Source organism: Chryseobacterium sp. CY350 (assembly GCF_027945075.1).
In the GTDB taxonomy this organism is placed as follows: domain Bacteria; phylum Bacteroidota; class Bacteroidia; order Flavobacteriales; family Weeksellaceae; genus Chryseobacterium.
In genome coordinates this window covers 2,103,424-2,128,407 of the sequence record NZ_CP116034.1, presented here as the reverse complement: position 1 = coordinate 2,128,407, position 24,984 = coordinate 2,103,424, and the positions used below count along the sequence as shown (strand labels likewise).

The following is a 24,984-nucleotide window of genomic DNA, read 5'->3' as shown; positions in this document are numbered from 1 at the left end:
CTTTTATAAAATATTAAAAATAAAAAAGTGAATAAGAATATATTTTTACTAGCAGCATTTTTTGTGATGCTGTTTAATACAACTTTGTTTTCCCAGCAAGCAGGGAGAATTTATATTTCCTCTGCAACAACAGGAAGGATCTATGATATCACTACAGGCGTTACACCTACAGTGATTAATACTCCTGCACCATTGAATACTAATTTAGGGACAGCCGTTACAAACCTTGCAATAGGTTATGACGCTCCGACTGCGCCTAATACCTTAGTTTATATCAGTTCAAATACAACAGCTGCAGCTGCAATTAATAAAAACGGAACTGCTGTAGCTGGGACAAACCTTCCGGTAGATATGGGAGGGTTTGGTACTAATAATGTGCCAGGAACATATTTCGGTCAGGTGTTTGGCTTTGGTAGTAATACAAAGAACTTATACAGGGTTTATCCTACGCCAAGTGCAACACCTATCACTGTTACCGGTGCAACAGGCGATACGATTTGGAATTTGGCGACAACAACTATCTTTGTTAATGATGCCATATTTGATTATCAGAATAATATTTATACAATTGTAGTAAATTCAGCAAATACTAACAGATATCTATACAGAATTACGTTGGTAAATGCTACAACGGCAACGGCGTCATTAGTTGCCCAGGTTTCTGGTCCTGTTGCTACCATTGCTAATGGTTTAGGTGCAGCTTACCTTAATGGTAAAATGTACGTTGTGGATAACACAAACCCACAGCAGCTTTACACTGTGGATTTAGTTACGGGTGTTTCTGTTGTCGACAGAGTTTTTGATAATTCAGTAAATTTCACAGGAAGTAAGGATTTAGCGTCTGTTGATTATTATCTACCGTTTCAGTTTGTCTGTGGTGGTTCGGCGTTTATCAACGGAAGTCCGTTTGTTCCTGGTGTTACAGCAACTAGAACACTTAGGATTCCCATTACAGCAGTTTATATTCCGGGAACATATAATATCTCTGTAAGCGGAACTAACTTTACTACTGCAAATCAAAGTGTAAATGTGACGAGTACAACAACATACGTTGATGTCGATATGACTTATACGGGAGGTGGTGCGGTCGGTACACGTGCTCTCACTGTAAGTTTAAGTACTACAACATGTACCGAAACAGTCTTTGTGGAATTAGATACAGATGGTGATGCATTGGCAGACAGTATAGATCTTGATGATGATAATGATGGTATTTTAGATACAGCTGAAGGTTGTGCCGGAACCGTCACAATGGCAACAGTAACACCCGCATTGGCAACAACTTTAAGTACAGCAAATACGGTAGTTTTTCCTTTGGTTCCGCCTGGAGCAACACTTCCCGAAGGCGGTGTTAGAATTACAAAAACGTCTGGAGGAAATGGGTGGGGAACTTTTACCCCTCCTAATGCCACCGCTTCGTTAACAGTCAATGGCTCTGCAACCGCAACTTTCTCCACGACTTATTTAGATGTTATTGCGGGAGGAACTACGCCTGGAGTTCCAAGAGTTTTAAATTTTAATTTTGGTGCAAGTGCAAAGTCAATAAGTACCGCAAATAATGACTACCAATATATAATCGGAATTGCAGGTTTAGGGAATGAGGGTGCCACAATAAGCTCTACGTTTTCAGTTCCCCTGACAGTGATAGAAAATGTGGATGTTTTTAATTCGGGTAGATTCTCGTTGTTTGAAGGTGTTACGCCAACTCCAGGACAGACCGGTACTGTTTTTTCAACCAGCTTACCGAATGCTAGTCCTGCACAGGGGTATACTTTCTTTTTTATTCCTAAAGAGGTTGCTACATTTATCATGAGTATCACCGGAGGAAATGATCCGCATGGTTTTATTTTTGGAGTTTATAGACAGAACTGTACTGTAGATACCGATAATGATACTGTACTCAATTACGTGGATCCCGATTCCGATAATGACGGTTGTGCTGATGCATTGGAAGGTTCGGAAACGGTAAGATATAATCAGGTTTATCCACTGAACTTTGCTACAACATCGTTGAGAGGGCAGATAAGAGTTTTAGCAAATGGCGTAACGACAGGAACCCCATCACAGGTTATAAGTACAGTCGCTGCTGCAAATGGCGTCCCATTATTGGTGAATAATTCGGTAAACAATACAGGTGCTGTAGCAGGTTTGGCAGATAATACGGATGGAACGGCAGATGTTGGTCAATCAGTAGGAACATCTCAGAACTCCGCTGCAAGAGATGCAGAATGCGACAGATGTTTCCGTACTGCAACAACAACGGGTACTACTTTGGCAACAAATCACGGTATCACGGCGCTTTCAAGAGCGGGAGTGAGCAATGGTAACTGGCCTATGAAGATTACGGGTGCGTACACTGCTTTAGATGCAAAAACGAAAGGACTGGTTATTAATAGACTTACGACAACGCAGGTGAATGCTATAACCGCTCCTGTAGTTGGGATGATGGTTTATGATACAACCGTAAATTGTCTTAAAATTTATGACAGTACAAACGCTTGGAGATGTTTCAGTACTCAGACTTGTGATAATTTTAATCAATAAATTTAAAGTAAAATGAAAAACTATATTATAGCCTTAAGTTTGATTATCTCAGGCAATGTTTTCAGTCAGATAACTGTTGGGAAATCGTCAGCGACTTCAGCTCCTGCCAGCGCATCAGTTTCTATCGAATTTGGTGATGCAACAGGAGGCGTTCGTGGCATCGTACTGCCATGGGCAACAAGCGAAAATGCTGTCGCAACAGCGACTACTGCACCAATAACAGGAACTTTGTTTTTTGATTCTCTGGCTAAAAAGGTGAAATTTGGACGTTCAGCTACGGCAGATGCTACAGCTGTCAGTCAGTGGGTTGATCTTTCTGCAGGTGCCTTTCTTCCTGTATCAACGGTTGGTGTAGCTGATGCAAATGCTGAGGTGGGGACGGCAAAAACAGTGATTTCTGCCAATGCTGCCAATGCTGCTTCAAACGCGACAAACGGAATATTGGTTCTGGCAGATACAAATAAAGCGATGGTTTTGCCCCGGGTAAATTCGTATGCTGATATTGTAAATCCTAGTCCCGGCATGATTGTTTATGTTACGGGGACTACGCCCCAGCAATTGGCGGTATACAATGGAAGAGAATGGTCTTTTTGGAGACCTTAAAATTTTTTAAATATTATAATAACCACTTCATGTCGAAGTGGTTATTTTTTTTGATTAATAAGTATTTTAAACCGGCACATAGAAAACAATGTTATAAACCAATTATATTCCATTTTAAATTTTTCGTTCATTAATATTTTGCAGTTTTTGTCATTTTATTTATTTATCTCGAATATTTTACTAATTTTAACACATAATTGGCAACATTGAGATTACTTAATTATTTAACATTCAAATATTGTAAAATTCCCGATTCTATGAGGAGATCAGAGGGTTTTGCATTTACTTGTATGTTAGTGTTTTTTCTGCTTCAATGTAATTTTTTCTCGGCGCAGAAAAAATATGAAGCTGATAAAGACCAATTGGCGTCAATTTTTGTCTCCAATGGTGCTACAATTTATTCAAGCGATAAGAATTTTAACCAACAAATTAAAAGTAAAAAAATTGCTTTTAAAAAGAGCTCAAAACACGCTGACGTTAAGAATTTTTTAGTCGAAAATAAGCAGGTAGGGAATGAGAAAATTTGTAACAAGCTTTCTGTATCTGAAAGATTAAATACTAATCTTTATCATAGAACGGATGCGTCTAATGTGATTTCGTTAAATGAAGCTACAATTTACTCTGAAGATAATGACTTTAACAAACAAATTAAATCTGGAAAAGTTATATTCAAGAAAACATTGAATCAGGATTTTGCGAGTGATTTTTTTGAAGAAGGATATCAGGTAGGGAATGAGAAGGATTTTGGTTTAATATACGTTTCTGACAAAGAAAAATTATATAAGACTTCAAAAAGAGCAAACCAGGCACAATTAATTTCCCTTACAAGTGTTGCTAAAATATTTTCGGCAAATCAGGATTTCGATCAGCAAATCGACGACCATGCAATTACTTTTAGTAGCGCAATGTATTCAAAGTCTGATGATTCCGATGATGAAATTTTAATCATCACTTCTTCAGCTATTTTTAATGGAAAACTCAGCAATAACAAAGTCCAGGTAGGGAATAGAACAGCTTTCAGAAGCGTTATTTCGCATATACCGGATAAACAAAAAGGAGATAATCCGAAGATAAAGAAAGAAGATTTTGAGAATCATTTTAAAGAGTCGCTTCCTTCGGGTCATTTTTCGTCTACGCTAAAGCGAAATTCCGATTATATAAATTATCGTACTGATCGTAAAGATTTTTCAAAAACATGTTTTTTCGAAAACTTAAATCTTGTCAAAAAGACTTTAAGTCATTTATACACTCATAATTTTACCCATTACAATAACAAATCTTTAGATTATTGTTTTTCTGTAGTTTTTTCGGTGAGACCTCCTCCGGGTTTAAGTTTACAGAGCTTTTGCTGATTGTAAAAGCTTTTCTAAACTTTTAACATCAGATTTAAGTTCGACCTTAAATCTAAAACTCATTTAAACAAAATGGAAAAAAAATATCTTATAAGATCGCTATACATTATCGCGTTGTTCTCTTCATTATTAATAAAAGCACAGGCTTGCAATGCGTTGTACATTATAAATGCCCAAAATGGGAATGTCTATAATATTTCTACACTCACCGGAACTTTGCCGACGGCCACGACAACGCTTGCAACTGCAGCACGAAGCAATTTGGCTGTAGGAGCAGATCCGGCAAACACTGCGCAGACCGTTTTTACTTCTTCCAATACGCCGGTTAATTCTCCTGTGTATAAGGCTAATGCTTCTATAGGAACTACTATTCCTATTTCTTTAGGTGGTCTCACAGCAAATCCGAATGCGGGAGCTACATTAGGTTTCGTGTACGGAATTTCTAGTGATAAGAGGATAGTGAAAGCAAGTCCGGCCCCTGCAGCCGATCTTGGTGTGGTAACAGGAGATGCAATATGGACGGCGGGAACGGTATCGAGTGATTCTTTTTTCGATTCGAATGGAAGAATGAATGTCGTAGTAATTTCGGGTGCTTCCAGATACATCTATAGAATTGATTTAACTACACTTGTGGCTTCACAGGTTGTACAGTTGAGTGGTAGTTTGCCAACCAGTTTTCAGGGATTGGCATTTTACAGTGGTAATATTTATGCAGTTGAAGGTTTCGTGACGAATATATTTTTTGTGAGTTCTTTTAATGCGAGAGTTTACGAAATCAACCCAAATACAGGCGTAAGTACAGTAAAAACATCATATACTTTAAATACGTTAATTGGACCATTTACGAGTGCTGATGATCTAGATCTTGCATCATGCCAAGTATTTACTCCTACTACTGCACCTACTTGTAATGAATTATTTGGTATTAATTCTGAGCAGGGTTTTACATATAAAATTAATCTAAATTCTACAGGTAATCTTGCAGGAACTACACTTGCAAATCAAACTGTTCAGGTTGCTAGCGGTACTCCTACGACTCATGGAAATATGGCTTATGGCCCTGTACCTTCAAACCTTACACAAAATCAATTTATTTCCTCTCCTAATAATGCGTTTGGCAGAATCTGGCTTGGTGTGGCAACTTCTGCAACAACAACTTATCAAGAGCAATCTACAACAACTACCTGGGGAAACCCTATTGGTCTTGGGACAGATCCCGCCACCGGTTATGTTTATGGGATCAGTAATAAAGCATTAACAGTATGGCAGGGTTCTGGTGCGGCAACTTCGTTGGGAAATGTAACGGGAGATGCTAACTGGACGAATGGTATCACGCTTAATGATATTGCCGTAGACAATGCAGGGAATTTATATGTGATAACCTCAGTTTCTGATACCAGTATCTGGCTTTACAGAATTAATCCTGCAACAGCTGTAGCTACCGTTGTAACACAGTTATCAGGAACGGTTCCGAATCTGCGTACCACAAACGGTAACGGTCTGGCGTATCTGGGAGATTTTTTCTATTACAGCAGAACAAATGTAAATGGTACAGATATATGGAAATTAAATGCAATGACAGGTGTTTCTTCATCTGTGGGAACTGTTTTAGGAGCCACGAGCGCGGGTAATCGCCGAAATTTTGGTGATTTAGGTTCTTGTGCCACAGTGACAAATGTACCTGCCGTTTTTACTTTTAACTGTTTAGATTCAGCCGCAGGACTGGTTGGGGCACAGTTATTAGCAAGTGGTGCCACACAAAATGGTATCTTGAGAGTACCTGTAACCGGAGCTGTAAACGGTCTTGCAGAGATTACGCTTTCCGGCGCGACAGGTATTTCTACTTCACCTTCTCCATATAGTGTATTTGTACCGCAAGGTGCTACTTTTATAGATGTACCTTTTATATATGACGGCAGTGGAGTTGCAGGGAACAGAACGATTACTGTAAGTTCTCCACGTACAGCAAGTAGTTGTTCTATCACTATTCCTATTGCTTCCGGAGTTTGTTACATCGACCCCAATACCACGGTTGCCGGAGAAGATTCAAAACACGGAATTACACTTCTTCAAAGAGCTGGTAATACAAATGGAAACTGGCCAATGGTTAGAAAATCAGCGCATACAGTTCTTGAGTCTAATTCTAAAGGGTTTGTGATTACTAGAATGACAACAGCTGAAATTTCTGCAATCGTTTCGCCTCAGGAAGGAATGATGGTATATGATACGATTGAAAAATGTTTGAAACTTTTTGACGGAACAACATGGAGTTGCTTTACAAAGGCGACATGTCCTTAAGTGACAAGAAACTTATTTCTATCAGAATCTATCATTATAATTAAACAAATAAAGAAATGAAAAAAATAATATTAATCATATGTTTTGTGATGACAGCATCCGTAAATGCTCAGGTGATCATAGGAGATGCTCTAGGCAGTGCTACCATTAAAACTTCCGTATTATTAGACTTTGCTCTTGGGCAAAATAAAGGACTAATATTGCCTTATGTGCGAACGATGCCAACGTTGCCGGCAGGAGGTACGATTGTTTTAGATGCAACTTCCGCCACCGCTGCGAGGGTGAAATTTTATAACGATTCTTCATGGCTAGATCTTAGCGGACAGGATGCGAATGTTACGTCAGCTTTGGCAGATCAGCCAACTGCTGCGCAGGCTCCAGAACCGGTTTCTGCAAAGGCTATAATGGGGGCAGATTCCAGTTCTGCAGATGGTGTTTTGGTTTTGCAGTCAACAACAAAGGCTATGATCTTGCCAATTGTTGATAATGTTCTGAATATTCTAAGTCCTTCCCCCGGAATGATGGTCTATGTGAACAAAGCCGGAGCGAAAAGATTAGCAGTTTTCAACGGAAACAAATGGTCGTTTTGGTCAAAGCAATAAATATTAATTATCTGTAAAAACTAAAGCCACTTCTTATCGGAGTGGCTTTTTATTTTTTTCAGCAAAATGTTTTTATTTAAATTTAATATCTGTTTATTCCGTTAAATTTGACTTTAAAAAATATTTGCGATATGAGCAGATAAAGCAATATTTGGTGAATTTTCAATGTTTTATCAAATCTCTATCAATAATTTTCAGGTTTAAATAAGCAATAAAACATGTTGAGGTTGATTTAAAATTTGCATAATCCGCTGAAAGTTAGTATATTTGCAGTCACTTTTGGCGCTAAAACTATACATATTACCGTAAAACATTGTAAATCAACTCTTTCATAATATTGAAAGGGATTTTTCTGTGTTTATAGTATTTGTTATTTTAAACCAAAAGTAAAATTTAAAAATATTTTGCATTACGCTGTGAAAAGATATACCAGCGTTGCAGTTAGAATTAGTGTTTAAGAATAAAGATTGAAGAATAAAGACCACTTCTGATAGCGCCAAACATCAAATGTCTTTTTTTTGCCTTCTTTCTCTTTCATTCTTTTTCTGATATTTTTTGTATAAATCAAAATATTTTTTAACCCTTTCTTAAAAGTTTTATGAGTAAAACAACAGCAGTTACTAAAGGAAATGAGAGAATCAATTTCTCTACAGCGAAAGGAAAAATCATTACTCCGGATTTCTTAGATATCCAATTAGAGTCATTTAAAGATTTTTTCCAGCTAGATACACTTCCGGAAGACAGAAGGAAAGAAGGTTTGCATAAAACCTTCCAGGAAAACTTTCCAATTACCGATTCTAGAAACCAATTCGTTTTGGAATTCTTAGATTATTTGGTAGATTCTCCACGTTATTCGATCGACGAATGTGTGGAAAGAGGTTTAACGTATTCAGTTCCTCTAAAAGCTAGACTTAAATTGTATTGTACTGACCCTGAACATGAAGATTTTCAGACCGTTGTACAGGATGTTTATTTAGGTCCGGTTCCTTATATGACTCCGTCTGGTTCATTTATTATTAATGGAGCAGAGCGTGTTATTGTAACTCAGTTACACAGATCTCCGGGTGTATTCTTCGGACAGACATATCACGCAAACGGAACAAAATTGTACTATTCAAGAATCATTCCTTTTAAAGGATCTTGGATGGAATTTACTACCGATATCAACAGCGTAATGTACGCGTATATCGACCGTAAGAAAAAATTACCTTTAACTACATTATTAAGAGCGATCGGTTTTGAATCTGATAAAGACATTCTTCAGATCTTTGACCTTGCAGAAGAAGTGAAAGTTTCTAAAGCGGCGCTTAAAAAAGTAGAAGGTAGAACTTTGGCTGCGAGAGTATTGAACACTTGGTTCGAAGATTTCGTAGACGAAGACACTGGAGAAGTTGTTTCTATCGAAAGAAACGAAATCATCTTAGATAGAGAAACGATTCTTGAAAAAGAACATTTAGATCTTATTTTGGATGCAGGTGTGAAATCTATCTTGATTCACAAAGAAAATTCAAATGAATTCTCTATCATTCAGAATACTTTGCAAAAAGATCCAACCAACTCAGAAAAAGAAGCGGTTGAATATATTTACCGTCAGTTAAGAAATGCAGATCCACCCGATGAGGAAACTGCAAGAGGAATTATTGAAAAATTATTCTTCTCTGAGCAAAGATATTCACTTGGTGAAGTAGGACGTTACAGACTAAACAAAAAGTTAAGCCTAAATATCCCAACTACAACTGAAGTTCTTACAAAAGAAGATATCATTGCGATTGTAAGACATTTAATTGAGTTAGTAAACTCAAAAACTGATGTCGATGATATTGACCACTTATCAAACAGAAGAATTAAAACTGTTGGTGAGCAATTAGCAGGACAGTTCGGCGTAGGTCTTTCTAGAATTGCAAGAACAATTAAGGAAAGAATGAACGTTAGAGATAACGAAATCTTTACTCCGCTTGATCTAGTAAATGCGAAGACTTTAACATCAGTTATTAACTCATTCTTTGGTACCAACCAGCTTTCTCAGTTCATGGACCAAACCAATCCTCTATCAGAAATCACGCACAAGCGTAGACTTTCTGCCCTGGGACCTGGTGGTTTATCAAGAGAAAGAGCAGGTTTCGAGGTACGTGACGTTCACCATACTCACTATGGTCGTATCTGTCCTATCGAAACTCCTGAGGGACCAAACATTGGTTTGATCTCTTCTTTAGGTATCTATGCTAAAATCAATACTTTAGGTTTCATTGAAACTCCATATAGAAAAGTAGAAGGTAGTACTGTAGATCTACATGCTGATCCTATTTATCTGAATGCAGAAGACGAAGAAGATAAAGTAATTGCTCAGGCAAACGTTGAGTTAGATGATAACGGAGCGTTCTTAACAGACAGAATTATTGCCAGATTAGATGGTGATTATCCAGTTGTTGAGCCTTCTCAGGTTAATTTGATCGACGTTGCACCAAACCAGATTTCCGGTATTTCAGCTTCATTGATTCCATTCTTGGAGCATGATGATGCGAACCGTGCATTGATGGGATCAAACATGATGCGTCAGGCAGTTCCTTTGTTGAAGCCACAAGCTCCAATCGTAGGTACAGGTCTGGAACAACAAGTTGCAAAAGATTCTAGAATTTTGATCAACGCTGAAGGTAGAGGTATCGTAGAGTATGTTGATGCTGATCAGATTACGATTAAATATGAAAGAAGCGATGACGAAGATCTAGTATCATTCGAATCTGCTACGAAAACATATAAACTGACTAAGTTCAGAAAAACTAACCAGAGTACGACAATTACCCTAAGACCAAATGTAAGAGTAGGTGAAACAGTGGAAAAAGGTCAGGTTCTTTGTGACGGTTATGCAACCGAAAACGGAGAATTGGCTCTTGGTAGAAACTTAGTGGTAGCCTTCATGCCTTGGAAAGGATACAACTTTGAGGATGCAATTGTAATCAACGAAAAAGTTGTACGTGAAGACTGGTTTACTTCAATCCACGTGGATGAGTATTCTCTTGAAGTTCGTGATACCAAATTAGGTATGGAAGAATTGACGGCAGATATTCCAAACGTTTCTGAAGAAGCTACAAAAGATCTTGATGAGAACGGAATGATCAGAATTGGTGCTGAGGTGAAGCCTGGCGACATTATGATCGGTAAGATCACTCCAAAAGGTGAATCTGATCCTACTCCTGAAGAGAAACTTCTAAGAGCAATCTTTGGTGACAAAGCCGGTGATGTAAAAGATGCTTCATTGAAAGCAGATTCTTCATTAAGAGGTGTTGTGATCAATAAAAAATTGTTCTCTAGAAACATTAAAGATAAAAAGAAAAGAACTGAAGAAAAACTTAAACTTGAAGAGATTGAAAACACTTACAAGGCTAAGTTTGACGAGTTGAGAAATACTTTAATCGAAAAATTAAACACTCTAGTTAGCGGTAAAACTTCTCAGGGAGTTACGAATGACTTAGATGAAGAAATTATCGGTAAAGGGGTGAAATTTACTCACAAATTATTGACTTCAGTTGAAGATTACGTAAACGTTAGCGGTGCAGACTGGACGGTTGATAACGATAAGAATGAATTGATCAAACAATTGATTCACAACTACAAAATCAAATTCAACGATATTCAAGGAGTTAAAAACCGTGAGAAATTCGCAATTTCTATCGGAGATGAGCTTCCTGCAGGGATCATGAAATTGGCTAAAGTATATATCGCTAAAAAACGTAAACTAAACGTTGGAGATAAAATGGCGGGTCGTCACGGTAACAAAGGGATCGTTTCGAGAATCGTTCGTGAGGAAGATATGCCATTCTTGGAAGACGGAACACCGGTAGATATCGTATTGAATCCACTTGGGGTACCTTCTCGTATGAACATCGGACAGATTTATGAAACAGTTCTTGGATGGGCGGGTCAGAAATTGGGGATGACGTTCGCTACGCCAATCTTTGATGGGGCAACTCTTGATCAGATTACAGAGTACACTGAAAAAGCTGGAGTTCCTACATTTGGTCACACTCACCTTTATGATGGTGGTACCGGAGAAAGATTTACACAGGCTGCGACTGTAGGTATTATCTATATGTTGAAACTTGGACACATGGTAGATGACAAAATGCACGCACGTTCTATCGGGCCTTACTCATTGATTACTCAGCAGCCATTAGGAGGTAAAGCTCAGTTTGGTGGTCAGAGATTCGGAGAGATGGAGGTTTGGGCTCTAGAAGCATTTGGAGCATCAAATATCCTGAGAGAAATCTTGACTGTGAAGTCTGATGACGTGATTGGTAGAGCAAAAACTTATGAAGCGATTGCGAAAGGAGAAGCAATGCCTGAACCAGGTATTCCGGAATCTTTCAACGTATTACTTCACGAGTTACAAGGTCTTGGATTAGACGTAAGACTAGAGGAATAAAGATCAAGAATATGAAAGTACTAAAAAGTTTATTCGTAATATTAATTTGTGTAATTACATTTCTATCATGCGTTGGGAATGATAATTTAGCAAATAACAATGAAGAGGATTTTTCAAATTCTAATTCAGCGATGATGAGACCACCAATAGATAGTCTTGTAATTGATTCTACAACTGTTGGTCAAAATAATTTCCCTTCATTTCCTACTCCTCTTTCTTTAGAATTTCCGAATAGTTATTGTGGAAATGTAGATCCTTATGAATGTGGTTATAAAACTGGTTTTAGAGATGTACAGATTCAGAAGAAAGATTTTCTACAATATCACTCTGACTGGGGAACTGCTTTTAAAACTGCTGCAGGATCTATAGAATTTGATAATGATGCTAGTGATGGTTATACACCTCCAAAATGGGTCAAAGACGATCACGGTACTGTAACAATTGTTGGAACCTATTTTGATATGTCTACATTTAATATAAGATTTTATTCAGATCAAAATTTCCAAAATAGATTAAATTATAGATATTATAGAATGAATAATTCACAAGGAGCGGAACATGAGTATTGGAGAGGGATTATTGACGGTTCTGTTCAGGGAATTTGGAATCTTAATTATTTCCAATAAATTAAATTATTATGTCAAATAAAAATAAATCAAGTAGATTTAATAAAATAACCATCGGTTTAGCTTCACCTGAGTCCATTTTACAGGATTCAAGAGGAGAAGTTCTTAAGCCGGAAACTATTAACTACAGAACGCATAAACCAGAAAGAGACGGTTTGTTCTGTGAAAAAATCTTCGGTCCTATCAAAGATTACGAATGTGCTTGTGGTAAATACAAGAGAATTCGTTACAAAGGGATCGTTTGTGACCGTTGTGGTGTAGAGGTTACGGAGAAAAAAGTACGTAGAGAAAGAATCGGACATATTGGTTTGGTTGTTCCTATTGCGCACATTTGGTATTTCCGTTCTTTACCAAACAAAATCGGTTACCTTTTGGGTATTCCATCTAAGAAATTAGATATGATCATCTATTACGAGAGATATGTTGTTATTCAGCAAGGTATCGCTAAGAAAGCAGATGGTTCAGATTTTGACGACAAAGAATTCCTTACAGAAGAAGAATATCTTGATATTATGGACACTCTTCCTGTGGAAAATCAATATCTTGATGATGCAGATCCAAACAAATTTATCGCCAAAATGGGTGCTGAAGCTGTTGAAGAATTGCTAAAAAGAATTGATCTTGATGCATTGTCTTTCGACTTGAGACACAAAGCTCACAACGAAGGTTCTAAGCAAAGAAGAACTGAAGCTCTGAAAAGATTGAACGTAGTAGAAGCATTGAGAGGTGCAAACACTAGAATGATCAACAGACCAGAGTGGATGATTATGCGTGTGCTTCCTGTAATACCACCAGAATTAAGACCATTGGTTCCATTGGATGGAGGACGTTTCGCAACTTCTGACTTAAATGACCTTTATAGAAGAGTAATTATCAGAAACAACCGTTTGAAAAGATTATTGGAGATCAAAGCTCCTGAAGTAATCTTAAGAAACGAGAAGCGTATGCTTCAGGAATCTGTAGATTCATTATTTGATAATACAAGAAAATCTTCTGCAGTAAAATCTGAATCAAACAGACCATTGAAATCACTTTCAGATTCATTGAAAGGTAAGCAAGGTCGTTTCCGTCAGAACTTATTGGGGAAAAGGGTAGATTACTCGGCTCGTTCGGTAATTGTTGTAGGTCCAAACTTACAGCTTCACGAATGTGGTATTCCTAAAGATATGGCAGCTGAACTTTACAAACCGTTTATCATCAGAAAACTGATCGAAAGAGGAATTGTAAAAACAGTAAAATCTGCAAAGAGAATTATTGACAGAAAAGAACCGGTAGTTTATGATATCTTAGAAGGTGTAATGAAAGGTCACCCTGTTTTGCTAAACAGAGCACCTACTTTGCACAGACTGGGTATTCAGGCTTTCCAACCTAAGATGATCGAAGGTAAGGCAATCCAATTACACCCGTTGGTAACGACAGCATTCAACGCCGATTTTGATGGTGACCAGATGGCGGTACACTTACCGTTGGGTCCGGAAGCAATTTTGGAAGCTCAGTTATTGATGTTGGGTTCTCAGAATATCTTGAACCCTGCAAACGGTTCTCCAATTACAGTACCATCTCAGGATATGGTTTTGGGTCTATATTTCATGACCAAAGAATTAGCATCTACAGATGAGAAAAAAGTTTTGGGAGAAGGTCTTGCATTCTATTCTCCGGAAGAAGCGGAAATCGCTTATGCGGAAGGTAGAGTTTCATTGAACGCTAAAGTAAGATGTAGATTACCTATCAAAGAAAACGGTGAAATCACTACGAAATTAACTGAAACTTCTGTTGGTAGAATTTTATTTAACCAAATCGTTCCTAAGCAGTCAGGATATATTAATGAACTTCTTACAAAGAAATCATTAAGAAATGTTATTGGTAAAGTACTTGCCGATACAGATTTCCCTACCACTGTGAAGTTCTTGGATGCGATGAAAGACTTAGGGTATTCAAATGCATTCAAAGGTGGTCTTTCATTCTCATTAGGTGACATTGTAGTTCCTGTTGAGAAAAAGAAGATGATCGCAACATCTATTGAAACTGTAGACGAAATTAGAGCCAACTATAACATGGGTCTTATTACAGATACAGAAAGATATAATCAGGTAATTGACGTTTGGACAAACACCAACGCTGGATTAACTGAAATGATCATGAGCAGAATGAAAGTTGACCAAGGTGGATTCAATTCTGTATACATGATGCTTGATTCTGGTGCGAGGGGTTCTAAGGAACAAATCCGTCAGTTATCAGGGATGAGAGGTTTGATGGCAAAACCGCAGAAAGCTGGTTCTACCGGTGCGGAAATTATTGAAAACCCGATTCTTGCAAACTTTAAGGAGGGTCTTTCGATCTTAGAATACTTTATCTCTACTCACGGTGCTCGTAAGGGTCTTGCGGATACCGCTTTGAAGACTGCCGATGCGGGTTACTTGACGAGAAGATTGGTAGACGTTGCTCAGGATGTTATCGTTACAGAAAACGACTGTGGAACATTAAGAGGAACTGAAGTTACGGCACTTAAGAAAAATGACGAAATCGTTGAAAGAATTTCTGAAAGAATCTTAGGTAGAGTATCTCTTCATAATATTTATGATCCTGAAACAGACGAATTGGTTGCTAATGCTGATCAGATTATTGATGAAGCTTTGGCGAAGAGAGTCGAAGAAATGGGTCTTGAATCTTTAGAAGTACGTTCACCACTTACTTGTGAAACCAAAAAAGGAATCTGTGCTAAATGTTATGGTAGAAACCTGGCAACTGGTAAGAAAATCCACATGGGTGAAGCGGTAGGTGTAATTGCTGCACAATCTATTGGGGAACCGGGAACTCAGTTAACATTGAGAACTTTCCACCAGGGTGGTGTATCTACAAACGTATCAGAAAATCCTTCAATCGCTGCAAGAAGAGACGGTATCGTAGAATTGGATGAGGTAAGAACGATTACTTCTGAAGACGAAAACGGAAACACTGCGGAAGTAGTAGTATCCCGTACGACAGAATTTAGATTGGTTGCTGATAACGAATCTAGAACTCCATTGATGATTGCTAACGTACCTTATGGTTCTCAATTATTGGTGAAATCTGGTGATAAAGTGAAGAAAGGAGACATCATTGCAAAATGGGATCCTTATAACGCGGTAATTATTGCAGAAAATGCTGGTAAGGTAGAATACGAAGATATTATTCAGGGTATTTCATTCCAGTTGGAAATTGACGAACAGACAGGATTTGAAGAGAAAGTAATCTCTGAATCTAGAAATAAAAAAGCTGTACCTACATTAAAAGTAGTAGATTCTAAAGGTGTTGAACAGAAAGGTTACAACTTACCGGTAGGAGCCCACTTAATGGTAAATGACGGTGAAAAAATTAAGGCTGGTAAAGTCTTAATCAAGATCCCGAGAAAATCTGCTAAGTCAGGGGATATTACTGGAGGTCTTCCGAGAGTTACAGAATTATTTGAAGCAAGAAACCCTTCAAACCCGGCGGTTGTTACAGAAATCGATGGGGTAGTTTCTTACGGAAAAATCAAGAGAGGTAACCGTGAATTGATCGTTGAAGCTAAAACTGGTGAAAGAAAAATTTATTTAGTTAAATTATCAAACCAGATATTGGTACAGGAAAATGACTTCGTGAGAGCTGGTTCGCCACTTTCTGACGGTTCAGTTACTCCGGACGATATCTTGAAGATCAAAGGACCAACTGCGGTTCAGGAATATTTAGTAAATGAAATTCAGGAAGTTTACCGTCTTCAAGGGGTGAAAATTGATGATAAGCATTTCGAAATCATTGTAAGACAGATGATGACGAAAGTATCTATCGTTGACGGAGGTGATACTCAGTTCCTTGAGGCTGCTCTAGAGCATAAAATGGATTTCTTGGAAGAAAACAACAGAGTATTTGGTCTTAAAGTAGTGACTGAAGCTGGTGATTCAAAAGAATTTAAACCAGGTCAGATGATTACTGCAAGAGAACTGAGAGACGAAAACTCTAAGTTGAAGCGTGAAGATCAGAAATTAGTTGAAGTGAGAGATGCACTTCCTGCAACAGCTACACCAGTATTGCAAGGAATTACAAGAGCGGCTCTACAAACGAAATCTTTCATGTCTGCAGCATCATTCCAGGAAACGACTAAAGTTCTAAACGAAGCAGCAGTTGCCGGTAAAGTAGATAGCTTGAACGGTCTTAAAGAAAATGTAATTGTAGGACACAGAATTCCTGCAGGTACAGGTCTTAAAGAATACCAAAATGTAATCGTAGGTTCTAAGAAAGAATTCGAAGATTTAAATTAATTCAAAATTTAATGTTCAAGGTTCAAAGATTTAATTTATTTTTGAGCCTTGAATTATTTAAACATAAAACTTAAACAAAAATAATGGACAACCAAAATCAAAACCAAGATCCAAACAACATCAACATTCAACTTAACGAAATGGTAGCTTCAGGGGTTTATTGTAACCTTGCTCTAGTAAACCATTCTCCATCTGAGTTTGTAGTAGATTTTATTCAATTAATGCCAGGTGTACAGCAAGCAAACGTGCGTTCAAGAGTAATTCTTGCTCCACTTCATGCTAAGAGAGTTCTTACAGCTCTTCAGCAAAACATCACAAACTACGAGCAGCAATTCGGAGAAATCAAAGAAGTTGAGCCTTTCGTATTAGGTGGAAACAACGTACAAGCGTAAGATTTTCTTAAATATATAAGAATGCCCCAGCGAAAGTTTGGGCATTTTTTTTGTCTAAAAATTTATTTTTTAAAATTATACATAAAAACGCTTTAAATGCTGATGTCTACTTGTTGGTTTTTAAGATCAAATTATTAAACTTTATTTAAATCTTTAATTATTAATATTAAATGACCTTTGAAACATATGCAATTGATTGAAAAAAACAATTCTGTCGGTGACTTTTATCACACACTTTTAAAAGCATAACTTTCTAAGTTTGTTGTATAATTTTAATTGAATTTATATGACAAAAACTCTACTCTTTTTGTCGGTGTTAATCTCGGGTCTTGCCTTTGCACAGGACGATCTGCTGAAAGATATCGACACTCTTCAAACAACAGAAAACAATCCGCCTGCTTTTAAAGCACTCCAGATTGTCACCGGCCAGTCTACGAAACTCACTGCTAAAAAAGAATGGTACATTGTTGTGGCGCATCGGTTCGGCGACATCAGTACAGGTTTTAAAAACTTTTTCGGTTTAGATGATGCTTCAACGAAACTGGGAGTAATCTACGGTTTGACCGACGGTTTGTCGCTCAGTTTATCAAGGGAAACAAACATGAAAACTTTTGAATTTGGAGCTAAATACGAGCTTCTAAAACAAAACGAGAACTTTCCTGTAGAAATTGTCGGTTACAATGTGATGGCTGCCAATACAGATTTAGATAAAGATAATTATCCGCATCTTCAGTTCGGTGACAGGCTTTCTTATTTAACGCAGGCTCTTATTTCACGTAGATTCAGTGACGGTTTTTCTTTACAGCTGAGTCCGTCTTACATTCATAAAAATCTGTATGATCCCAACATTGAAAAAAACAATCAGTTTTTGGCAGGATTAGGAGGAAGATACAAGATTTCTAAAAGGATCTCTATCAACGCAGAATATTTTGTGAATTTTGACAACCACAGTTTCTATAAAAATCCGCTCTCGCTAGGAATGGATATCGAAACGGGAGGTCACGTTTTTCAACTTCTATTTAGTAATTCCCAACTCAATTCCGACATCGGTTATCTGACTAACGCAACCGGAAAATGGGAAAAAGGACAGATTTTCTTTGGGTTTAATCTTTACAGGGTATTTTAAAATGAAAAAAATAATTTACATATCGGGTCTTATTCTTTTCGTTACGTCTTGTGAGAGCAGAACCTACGAAGAGATTTCAGACAATACACCGATTACGCAAACTGTACGCTACGAAACTGATGTCAAAGGGATTATCAGTGCCAATTGCATTTCATGTCACTCTGCCACGGGATCGGCTTCATTTCAGCCGTTAACGAACTACAATCAGGTCAAGAATAACATAGATAACATCATAGACAGAATCCAGAGACCAAACGGAGATCCTCAGAAAATGCCTCAAGGAGGAGCTTTATCTGTGAGTCAGATCAATACTTTCATTAAATGGAAGGCTGATGGTCTTGTGGAGAATTAAAATTTAGAATATGAAAAATTTAACAATCATCATATTTTCAATATTTTTTGGAAATATGATTTCAGCACAAAAATACAGTTCGAAAACAGGTAAAGTAAGCTTTGAAGCTTCTGTGCCATTATTTGAAGATGTATCTGCAAAGGATAACTCTAATACTGTTATTCTAAATTCAGACACAGGCGAAATGGCGTCAATATCAATGGTGAAAAATTTTCAGTTTACAGTGAAACTGATGCAGGAACACTTTAATGAAAGCTACGCCGAAACGGCAAAATATCCGAAAACGACTTTCAAAGGTAAAATACAGGGCTTTGATAAAACTAAATTGACTGCCAATCCGCAGAAATACACAATTCAGGGAACCTTAAATTTCCATGGTGTTGACAAAGCAGTTTCTTCAACTGCAATGATTTCTATGAAAGACGGTAAGATATTTATGCAGGGTGGGTTTGTAGCAAAACCGGTAGATTTTAAAGTTACTGTTCCAAAAATGGTAATGAAAAAAGTCGCTGAAAATGTGAATGTTGAATACAATTATACCCTTGTAAAACAATGAAAAAATTAATTTTAACCGGATTGTTTATCTTGAGCTTTTGTGTTGCATCGGCTCAGGACAAAGTAAAATCAGTCTTTGATATTGCGAGGAGCGGCAGTTTGACCGAACTGAAAGATTTAATGAAACAAAATCCTGATGTGATCAATGAGACCAATGACCAAAAATATTCTCCACTTATCTTAGCTTGCTACCGTGGTAATATTGAAGTGGCTGATTTTCTTGTGCATAATGTAAAGGATGTTAATTACAATTCGCCTATGGGTACTGCGCTTATGGCTGTAATATTTAAAGGTGATTTGAAATTAGCACAAAAGTTACTAGATAATAAATCTGATATCAACAGGGCAGATTCTAATGGAACAACGCCTCTTATTTTTGCTGCAAAACTAGGAAATATTGATATGGTAAAACTTCTTCAAAAATACAAAGCAGAAAAACAGACAAAAGATAACGAAGGAAAAACAGCTTTTGAGTATGCTGTGTTTTCAAAAAATCAAGAACTTATAAACGAATTAAAAAAATAAATATGAAAAAAATTGTAATTCTTTCACTTTCATTAATCGGATTTTTGAGCTCTGCTCAGCAAAAAACTACCGGAGATATCACTTTATCGCCAAATAATGGTGTAATGGCAAATTTTACTTTAGATAATGCAACTTCTAAAGTAACGCTTCTGCTGAAAGGCCCATCAGACCGATGGTTCGGATTGGGAATAGGAGTGAATGCAGGCTTCAGTATGTCTGCAGGTGATGCGCTGGTTTATTCTGCGGTTACATCTCCAATGCTGACAGACAGAAACTTCATAGGTACACAACAGCCTCCGGTTGATACCGCACAAGACTGGACAATCGTAAGTGATAATGTGGCTGCTGGAGTTAGAACTTTAACTTTAACCAGAAACTTAACCAATTCTGACACAAAGGATTTCCAGCTTCCGTATGCAACAACCAATTCGATAAGTATTGCCGGTGTAAGACCTCCTAGTGCAACCACTACAGTTGCGCCACATGGTGGAACCGCCAATGTAGGATACGCTACTGCATCTTTCACAACTGTATTGGGTGTAGACGAATTGAATGCTTTGGAAAAAAACCAGGTAAAGCTTTACCCGAATCCTGCTAAAGAAACGGTGAGTTTTAAAAATGCAGATCAAATAAAATCGATCGACATCTACGAATCTACAGGAAGAAAAGTAAGATCTGTGAAATTAGAGGGTGACAACATGAATGTTGCCGATCTGAAATCCGGAAGTTATTATCTTGAGATGACTTTAAAAGACGGAACTCTATCTTTTGAAAAATTAATTAAAGAATAATTGAAAGCCACTGAAAAGTGGCTTTTTTTAGATCTAAAAACTTCTTATTGGATGAATTGAAATATATGCTGTCAGGGTTATAAATGTCCTGCGACAAAACTTGACGTATTATAAAGTAATGCAGATTTTATTGAAATTCAAATAATATTTCATTAAGTCATTTAAATCTGCTTGCAGAAAGTGAATTTTATTTAACGGCTTAAATTTTTGTTAGATCATCGCATACTGTAACTTTGCCAAAAAATTCAGATGAAACTAAGAATACCGTTTTTATTACTCTTTATTTCAATCATTGGTTTTGCACAATCAATAACCATTGACACAGCTCAGATAATCACACCTAACAGGTTTAACAGTCAGGAAGGTAAATCAAAACCTTACGTAATCATGATTTCTACAGACGGCTTTAGATATGATTACGCTGAAAAATACAATGCTCAGAATCTTCTGAAACTTTCAAATTCAGGAATTCGGGCAAAAGCCATGATTCCGGGTTATCCAAGTATTACTTTTCCCAATCACTGGAGTCTGATTACCGGATTATATCCTTCTCATCATGGGTTGGTAGATAATTTTTTTTACGATTATAAAATCGGAAAAGGTTATGCAATGAACAAAAAAGAGAATGCCGAAGACGGAAGTTGGTACGGCGGAACTCCGCTCTGGACATTGGCTGAAAAACAGGGAATCGTAAGTGCTTCTCTGCAGTGGGTGGGTTCTGCGAGTGATGCCGGAGGAAAAAGACCGACTTATTATTATCCGTATCATGAAAAATTTAAGCCTGAAGAAAAAGTAAACAAAGTGATCAATTGGTTGAAATTACCCGAAGATCAAAGACCACATTTTATTGCGATGTACTTTCCGGAAGTTGACGGAGCCGGACATCATTTTGGTCCTGATTCTGAAGAAACTAAAAATGCAGTTCAGATTATTGATAAAGCGATTGGAAATCTCGTTAAAAAGGTAAATGATTTAGGTTTGAAAAATGTAAACTTCGTCTTCGTTTCCGATCACGGAATGATAAAAGTAGATGGCGGAAATCCGTTGGAAATACCAGCAGTTTTATTCAATAAAGATCGTTTTGATTTCTACAATTCTCAGACTTTGGTAAGAGTTCATGTGAAAAATTCTGATGAGGTAAAATCTGTTTTTAAGGAACTGAAAGCAAATAAAACTGCTGATAATAAAGTCTATTTAGATAAAAAACTTCCCAAATATCTGCATTTTGCAACGAGAGATGATCGTTATAGTAGAATAGGAGAGATTCTTTTAATTCCAAAAGCTCCAAAAGTTTTTTTGGAGAAAAATCAGACAACTTCTGTCGGAAAACACGGTTACGACCCAAAACTTGTTCCTGAGATGAAGGCTACATTCTATGCATGGGGACCGGAATTCAAAAATAATGTAGTCGTTGATGAATTTTCTAATGTAAATGTTTATCCGTTGGTCGCCAAAATTTTAGATTTAAAATTAGAAAATGAGATTGATGGAAAACTGAAAGTCCTGAAACAAACATTGAAAAAGTAAAAAACTGGACGATTTTTCAAAGATTATGATAAAATCCTATTAGTTGTAAAATCCAATAAGAAAATAGTTTCGGCGGGCCAAAGGCCCGCCGAAACTGTCTTCAAACTAAGAAATCAATCGATCCGCAAATTCTTTCGCGAAATCCTCTAATTTGGTTTCACCATCTATCGGTGAGCCATATTTAATAAAATCTTCCTGCACAATTCCGTTTCTGATTCCTCTTCCCATTTCTTCATATAGTTTTGCCATTTCTTCGGGAAGTCTGGCTTGAGACATTCCCTCAAAACTCTGTTCATCCGTAAATTCTACCCATGGTAAATCTGGTTTATCGATTGCTGCACCAAAAACCGTTGCAAAATCTCCGGCTTTTCGATTGTCGCCCACAACGTATCTGATTTTTTGATCTGATGTAATTTTTACCAATTCTTCGGCCGCAGCTTTTGCGATATCTTTCGGATGTACCAACGGAACTTTAACTTCTGCAGAATAATTTGCTCCGATGATTCCTGTAGTTTTAATCAGAGGAATATCGTTCATGAAGTTAGTATAGAAGTAGCCCGCTCTTAAAAAAGTTGAGGATACTGATTCTAGTTCACTGTATATTTTTTCGATATGATGTAAACTTGCAATCGGTCCGTTTTCTATTGGCGAATCTGCACCTACGCTGCTGAGCATCACCAGACGATTGATATTGTTGCTTGCTACAGCTTCCGCATAATTTCTTCCTATTTCAATAGTGTTTTTGACGATATTGTTATCACTTACCAAAGGCGGAGTCATCAGGAAAACAGCATCTGCACCTTTAAAAGTTTCTTTTAAAAATTGGACATCTGAAACGGAACCGATTGCGGCTTTTGCTCCCAGAGATTCAATTTCTGATCTTCTGACTTCGCTGCTGCTGATTACGGTAACATCATGGTTTTCTGTGATTAATTGTTCTGCTAATGGTTTAGCGACGTTCCCTAAAGAACCTGTAATGATGATTTTCATAAGTAGATTTTTTGCCGTTTGTATGTTGTTTAATTCTGATAACAAAGTTATATTTGTACCTACTTTTATACAAGTACTTACCCTAAAGTATGTATTATGACAGCTATTAAAGAAAACTCAACTATTCAGGAGAATAGAAAAAACTTGCTCGATCAGTGTCCGGTAATGTATGTGATGGAAAAAATTTCGGGTTTCTGGAAACCTATTATTTTATTTCAACTTTCTACTGGAGAAAAAAGGTATAGTGAACTAAAAAGGGCAATCCCTAAAGTAACGGAAAAAATGCTCATTCAGCATTTGAAACAACTTGAAAGTGACGGATTAATCATAAGAACCGCAAAACCAGTTGTTCCGCCTCATGTTACCTATAAATTGAGCGATGCCGGAAACAGACTTGCTCCCGTAATTGATGCAATGGCAGATTGGGCATATCAGGATATGGAAATGAGATATCAGTAAATTTTTTAGATAAAAGATAAAAGATAAAAGATAAAAGATCTTTCGACTAGAGTATTTTGTGTTATAAACTACTATCATCCATATAGTTTTAAAAAAAAATACCCTTCAAAAAGAAGAGTATTTTTCTATAATATTTAAATGAAGTTTATGATAAAGATTTCATATCGATCACAAAACGATATCTCACGTCGCTTTTCAGCATTCTCTCATATGCTTCATTAATTTCCTGCATTTTAATCATTTCGATTTCAGAAACGATATTGTGTTCTCCACAGAAATCAAGCATTTCCTGTGTTTCAGCAATTCCACCAATTACTGATCCTGCAACAGATCTTCTTCCCATAATCATTGGCGGTGTGAATAGTGCTTCTTCCATTTTTCCGATAAATCCTACCAAAACCAATGTTCCGTTAATGTTAAGTGTAGCAACATAAGGATTCACATCGTGATCGTAAGGAACCGTGTCAATAATTACATCAAACTTGCCGCTCACTTCCTTCATTTGAGCATCGTCTGTTGAAATTACAACATGATCTGCTCCCAAATTTTTTGCATCATCAGATTTTCCCGGCGATCTTGAAAACAACGTCACCTCAGCTCCCAAACCTTTAGCAAGTTTAATTGCCATATGTCCTAATCCGCCTAAACCTACGACAGCAACTTTAGAATCAGGTCCTACATTCCAATGTTTTAACGGAGACCAAGTGGTAATTCCTGCACAAAGAAGTGGTGCTACTGCTGCTAAATCTAAATTTTCAGGAATTTTTAAAACATGACCCGCATCTACCACTACTTTCTCAGAATATCCTCCAAAAGTATGACCTCCCAAATGTTCATCTTTTCCGTTGTAGGTACCTACAAATCCTGTTTTACAATATTGTTCAAGATCTTTCTTACAGCTTTCGCAAGTTCCGCAAGAGTCTACAATACAGCCGACTCCGGCAAGATCTCCGACTTTAAATTTTGTAACATCACTTCCAATTCTTGTAATTTTTCCTACAATTTCGTGACCAGGAACGGCAGGATATTTTGTTCCTCCCCAATCATTTCTTGCCGTGTGAAGATCAGAATGACAAACACCACAGTAAAGAATTTCAATTTCAACGTCATTTGGTGTTGGTTCTCTTCTTTCGATGTTCATTTCTTTAAGGTCGGCTTCCTTAGATTCCGTTCCGTAAGCTTTTACTGAATATGAATTCATTTTTTTAATTTGTTAATTATTTAAGACTATACAAAAATCGATTCTTTTTACTAAAAACCAATTATACCTTTACTGAAAGATTTATGTAATACAGATATTCTTCTTGGCCTCAATTAAATTTTAGAAAGCGGAAATTATATCCTGAAATACGGTCAAAAAATAATTCAAATACTTTGTTTTTAAATTAAACAATATTAATTTTATCACAATATCAAAACCGGGATCTGTAAATCAGGTGTACTAAACAAAATACCGAGTATACTAAGCAAAATACCGAGTGCACTAAGATAAATCGGGAGTTACTTATCATAAAGATCAAGTGCAATAAGAAAAATGCCTGCAGA

Annotated in this window: 18 protein-coding genes; 16 read left to right on the top strand and 2 right to left on the bottom strand. The window is 37.1% G+C overall.

Going from position 1 to position 24,984, the window contains the following annotated elements; genetic code table 11:
- Positions 1-27 precede the first annotated feature (27 nt).
- The 15 genes from PGH12_RS09740 to PGH12_RS09670 all read left to right on the top strand — a co-directional run bounded on the left by PGH12_RS09740 (position 28) and on the right by PGH12_RS09670 (position 21,990).
- On the top strand, positions 28-2,544 hold the full coding sequence (locus PGH12_RS09740) for a beta strand repeat-containing protein (protein WP_267599511.1): 2,517 nt from the start codon (positions 28-30) through the stop codon (positions 2,542-2,544).
- A 12-nt stretch (positions 2,545-2,556) separates the two neighbouring features.
- Positions 2,557-3,147 carry a phage tail-like protein gene (locus tag PGH12_RS09735; RefSeq protein WP_267599512.1) on the top strand — a complete coding sequence of 197 codons (591 nt, stop codon included), beginning with the start codon at positions 2,557-2,559 and terminating at the stop codon, positions 3,145-3,147.
- A gap of 257 nt (positions 3,148-3,404) precedes the next feature.
- Positions 3,405-4,499, top strand: coding sequence for a hypothetical protein (locus PGH12_RS09730; RefSeq protein ID WP_267599514.1), 1,095 nt, complete (start codon positions 3,405-3,407; stop codon positions 4,497-4,499).
- Between the two features lie 72 nt (positions 4,500-4,571).
- Positions 4,572-6,797, top strand: a complete 2,226-nt coding sequence (locus tag PGH12_RS09725; RefSeq protein WP_267599515.1) for a phage tail-like protein — start codon at positions 4,572-4,574, stop codon at positions 6,795-6,797.
- Between the two features lie 56 nt (positions 6,798-6,853).
- Positions 6,854-7,399, top strand: coding sequence for a phage tail-like protein (locus PGH12_RS09720; RefSeq protein WP_267599516.1), 546 nt, complete (start codon positions 6,854-6,856; stop codon positions 7,397-7,399).
- A gap of 598 nt (positions 7,400-7,997) precedes the next feature.
- Positions 7,998-11,819, top strand: coding sequence for a DNA-directed RNA polymerase subunit beta (rpoB, locus tag PGH12_RS09715; protein WP_267599517.1), 3,822 nt, complete (start codon positions 7,998-8,000; stop codon positions 11,817-11,819).
- Positions 11,820-11,830: 11 nt separating this feature from the next.
- Positions 11,831-12,445: a hypothetical protein gene (locus tag PGH12_RS09710; protein ID WP_267599519.1), complete on the top strand. Its 615-nt coding sequence runs from the start codon at positions 11,831-11,833 to the stop codon at positions 12,443-12,445.
- Positions 12,446-12,456: 11 nt separating this feature from the next.
- Positions 12,457-16,722 (top strand): DNA-directed RNA polymerase subunit beta', encoded by a 4,266-nt coding sequence (gene rpoC, locus PGH12_RS09705; RefSeq protein ID WP_267599520.1) that lies wholly within the window; start codon positions 12,457-12,459, stop codon positions 16,720-16,722.
- An 83-nt stretch (positions 16,723-16,805) separates the two neighbouring features.
- The gene (locus tag PGH12_RS09700; protein ID WP_073291426.1) at positions 16,806-17,114 is read left to right on the top strand and encodes a DUF3467 domain-containing protein; all 309 of its coding nucleotides are present in this window, start codon (positions 16,806-16,808) and stop codon (positions 17,112-17,114) included.
- Positions 17,115-17,400: 286 nt separating this feature from the next.
- The gene (locus PGH12_RS09695; RefSeq protein WP_267599523.1) at positions 17,401-18,240 is read left to right on the top strand and encodes a DUF5777 family beta-barrel protein; all 840 of its coding nucleotides are present in this window, start codon (positions 17,401-17,403) and stop codon (positions 18,238-18,240) included.
- Between the two features lies 1 nt (position 18,241).
- The gene (locus PGH12_RS09690; RefSeq protein WP_267599525.1) at positions 18,242-18,592 is read left to right on the top strand and encodes a cytochrome c family protein; all 351 of its coding nucleotides are present in this window, start codon (positions 18,242-18,244) and stop codon (positions 18,590-18,592) included.
- Between the two features lie 10 nt (positions 18,593-18,602).
- Complete coding sequence (locus PGH12_RS09685) at positions 18,603-19,148, top strand: YceI family protein (RefSeq protein WP_267599527.1); 546 nt, start codon at positions 18,603-18,605, stop codon at positions 19,146-19,148.
- On the top strand, positions 19,145-19,672 hold the full coding sequence (locus PGH12_RS09680) for an ankyrin repeat domain-containing protein (protein ID WP_267599528.1): 528 nt from the start codon (positions 19,145-19,147) through the stop codon (positions 19,670-19,672). Before PGH12_RS09685 ends, PGH12_RS09680 begins: the two co-directional genes overlap by 4 nt.
- A 2-nt stretch (positions 19,673-19,674) precedes the next feature.
- Positions 19,675-20,463, top strand: coding sequence for a T9SS type A sorting domain-containing protein (locus tag PGH12_RS09675; protein ID WP_267599529.1), 789 nt, complete (start codon positions 19,675-19,677; stop codon positions 20,461-20,463).
- 249 nt (positions 20,464-20,712) lie between these two features.
- Entirely contained in the window at positions 20,713-21,990 is a 1,278-nt protein-coding gene (locus PGH12_RS09670; RefSeq protein WP_267599530.1) for an alkaline phosphatase family protein, read from the top strand.
- Between the two features lie 105 nt (positions 21,991-22,095).
- Here PGH12_RS09670 and PGH12_RS09665 read toward each other — a convergent pair whose 3' ends face one another.
- Positions 22,096-22,980: an NmrA family NAD(P)-binding protein gene (locus PGH12_RS09665; protein WP_267599532.1), complete on the bottom strand. Its 885-nt coding sequence runs from the start codon at positions 22,978-22,980 to the stop codon at positions 22,096-22,098.
- A 96-nt stretch (positions 22,981-23,076) separates the two neighbouring features.
- Between PGH12_RS09665 and PGH12_RS09660 the strand changes: the two genes are divergently transcribed.
- Positions 23,077-23,439 (top strand): winged helix-turn-helix transcriptional regulator, encoded by a 363-nt coding sequence (locus tag PGH12_RS09660; RefSeq protein ID WP_267599533.1) that lies wholly within the window; start codon positions 23,077-23,079, stop codon positions 23,437-23,439.
- Positions 23,440-23,584: 145 nt separating this feature from the next.
- On the opposite strand, the gene PGH12_RS09655 is transcribed toward PGH12_RS09660, so the two are convergent.
- Complete coding sequence (locus PGH12_RS09655; RefSeq protein ID WP_267599534.1) at positions 23,585-24,640, bottom strand: NAD(P)-dependent alcohol dehydrogenase; 1,056 nt, start codon at positions 24,638-24,640, stop codon at positions 23,585-23,587.
- Between the last annotated feature and the right edge of the window lie 344 nt (positions 24,641-24,984).

Bases quoted from the DNA above. Each gene is read 5' to 3' on its own strand.
- PGH12_RS09735 (WP_267599512.1), top strand. From the start codon at position 2,557: ATGAAAAACTATATTATAGCCTTAAGTTTGATTATCTCAGGCAATGTT.
- PGH12_RS09730 (WP_267599514.1), top strand. From the start codon at position 3,405: ATGAGGAGATCAGAGGGTTTTGCATTTACTTGTATGTTAGTGTTTTTT.
- PGH12_RS09725 (WP_267599515.1), top strand. From the start codon at position 4,572: ATGGAAAAAAAATATCTTATAAGATCGCTATACATTATCGCGTTGTTC.
- PGH12_RS09720 (WP_267599516.1), top strand. From the start codon at position 6,854: ATGAAAAAAATAATATTAATCATATGTTTTGTGATGACAGCATCCGTA.
- rpoB (WP_267599517.1), top strand. From the start codon at position 7,998: ATGAGTAAAACAACAGCAGTTACTAAAGGAAATGAGAGAATCAATTTC.
- PGH12_RS09710 (WP_267599519.1), top strand. From the start codon at position 11,831: ATGAAAGTACTAAAAAGTTTATTCGTAATATTAATTTGTGTAATTACA.
- rpoC (WP_267599520.1), top strand. From the start codon at position 12,457: ATGTCAAATAAAAATAAATCAAGTAGATTTAATAAAATAACCATCGGT.
- PGH12_RS09700 (WP_073291426.1), top strand. From the start codon at position 16,806: ATGGACAACCAAAATCAAAACCAAGATCCAAACAACATCAACATTCAA.
- PGH12_RS09695 (WP_267599523.1), top strand. From the start codon at position 17,401: ATGACAAAAACTCTACTCTTTTTGTCGGTGTTAATCTCGGGTCTTGCC.
- PGH12_RS09690 (WP_267599525.1), top strand. From the start codon at position 18,242: ATGAAAAAAATAATTTACATATCGGGTCTTATTCTTTTCGTTACGTCT.
- PGH12_RS09685 (WP_267599527.1), top strand. From the start codon at position 18,603: ATGAAAAATTTAACAATCATCATATTTTCAATATTTTTTGGAAATATG.
- PGH12_RS09680 (WP_267599528.1), top strand. From the start codon at position 19,145: ATGAAAAAATTAATTTTAACCGGATTGTTTATCTTGAGCTTTTGTGTT.
- PGH12_RS09675 (WP_267599529.1), top strand. From the start codon at position 19,675: ATGAAAAAAATTGTAATTCTTTCACTTTCATTAATCGGATTTTTGAGC.
- PGH12_RS09670 (WP_267599530.1), top strand. From the start codon at position 20,713: ATGAAACTAAGAATACCGTTTTTATTACTCTTTATTTCAATCATTGGT.
- PGH12_RS09665 (WP_267599532.1), bottom strand. From the start codon at position 22,980: ATGAAAATCATCATTACAGGTTCTTTAGGGAACGTCGCTAAACCATTA.
- PGH12_RS09660 (WP_267599533.1), top strand. From the start codon at position 23,077: ATGACAGCTATTAAAGAAAACTCAACTATTCAGGAGAATAGAAAAAAC.
- PGH12_RS09655 (WP_267599534.1), bottom strand. From the start codon at position 24,640: ATGAATTCATATTCAGTAAAAGCTTACGGAACGGAATCTAAGGAAGCC.